The following is a 1701-nucleotide window of genomic DNA, read 5'->3' on the forward strand; positions in this document are numbered from 1 at the left end:
GCCACGTCGGCCTTTGCCGCGCGTGGCCGGCGCGCCGGCTCAGCCTCGACGGGCCGCGGCTTCGGCGTCTCCCGGCTCGGCTCCGGCTCGATGCGGAATGCAGCGGGTTTGCGGGGCGCGCTCATGCCAGGTGGTCTCCAATCAGAAACTGCAGCGCCCGGTCGAGCCGGATATGCGGCAGCGACAGCGTAACACCTTCGGCCGTGCGTTCGAGCTTTGGCGGGCGGAACCGCACGAAGCGGATAGCCGGGTCGCCGCCATCCGGCGACGTTACGGAGGGATCGAAAACCGTGTCAACTTTCTCAGGCAAGTCGCCGGGAAATATGGCTGTTTCGGTCTTGCCGTCGAACATGTCGCCATTGATCCGCTCGCCCTTCAGCGGCGTGCCGATGATGACGGGCAGGGTTTCGCGGCCCTGCTTGACGGTGCCTTCGCGGGTGGCGCGCACGGCCGCCATGGCGACCACGTCGACATCGGCTCCGGTGAAGTTCGCCCGCGCCACGGCGCGATCGGCAAGCCGGCGCACGATCGCCTGCAACCGGTCATGGCTTTCATGATGCAGGTGATCGGCCTTGGTCGCCGCCACCAGGATGCGGTCGATGCGCCGTGAAAACAGGTCGGTGAGGAAATTGCCGCGACCGGGGCGGAAACAGGCGAGGATTTCGGTGACGGCACGCTCCAGATCGGCCATGGCGGCCGGGCCCGCGTTCAGCGCCTGCATGGCGTCGATCAGCACGATCTGGCGGTCGAGCCGCGTTATGTGCTCTCGGAAGAACGGTTTCACCACATGCGTCTTGTAGGCCTCGTAGCGCCGCTCCATCATCGCCTGCAGCGAACCGGGGCGGGGCCGCCGCTCGGCCAGTGCCGGCAACGGCGCGAAGGTCAGCGCGGGCGAGCCGTCGAGGTCGCCGGGCATCAGGAAACGGCCGGGCGGCAAGGTCGACAGCGCCCGCTCGTCGAGCTTGCACGCTCTAAGATAGGCCGAAAAACCCTCGGCAAGGCGGCGCGCGGTCATCTCGTCGGCATCGGCGTTGGGATCGATCGTGGCAGCGAGCGTTCGCCAGCCTTCGGAAAGATCGGCGCGCACCGGCAGCGCCGCCATCTCCATCGCCTCGCGCGAGAAATCGGCGAAGGATTTGCCGAGCAGCGGCAGGTCGAGCAGCCATTCGCCCGGGTAGTCGACGATGTCGAGCGACAATTTTCCAGCCGAAAACATACGGTTCCAGCCGGAAGCTGATTCGTATTCGATGGTCAGCCGCAGCTCGGAGATGGCGCGCGTCGAGTCCGGCCAGACACGGTCGTTGACCAGCGCCGCGACATGATCCTCGTACTGGAAGCGGGGAACGGCGTCGTCGGGCTGCTCCTCGAGGAAGGCGCGTGCGATGCGCCCCGATTTCTGCGCCTCGAACAGCGGCAGGCGGCCGCCATGGATCAGGTTGTGGACAAGCGCGGAGATGAACACCGTCTTGCCGGCGCGGGAAAGGCCGGTGACGCCCAGCCTGAGCGACGGCGCAAAGAGCCCGGCGGCGCGCCCTGAAAGCGTGTCGAGAGCGATCTTCGCCTCGTCGGTGAAAGTGGTCAGCGATGATGCCAAAACATGCTCTCTGAGGGCCCGTCGGTTCCCGATATAGGCACTCAGGCTGCGGTTTGGAATGGCGCTGCCAATTTGGGTCTCAGAGGTCGGCCGGTGTCAAAAAGGCC

At 66.4% G+C, this 1701-nt stretch carries 1 protein-coding gene; it reads right to left on the reverse strand.

From position 1 onward, the window contains the following. Window positions 1-121: 121 nt before the first annotated feature. Window positions 122-1594, reverse strand: a complete 1473-nt coding sequence (locus tag EN780_RS33600; RefSeq protein WP_128276404.1) for a YcjX family protein — start codon at window positions 1592-1594, stop codon at window positions 122-124. Window positions 1595-1701: the final 107 nt, after the last annotated feature.

It is taken from the genome of Mesorhizobium sp. M4B.F.Ca.ET.089.01.1.1 (assembly GCF_004022605.1).
Classification (GTDB): Bacteria; Pseudomonadota; Alphaproteobacteria; order Rhizobiales; family Rhizobiaceae; genus Mesorhizobium; species Mesorhizobium abyssinicae.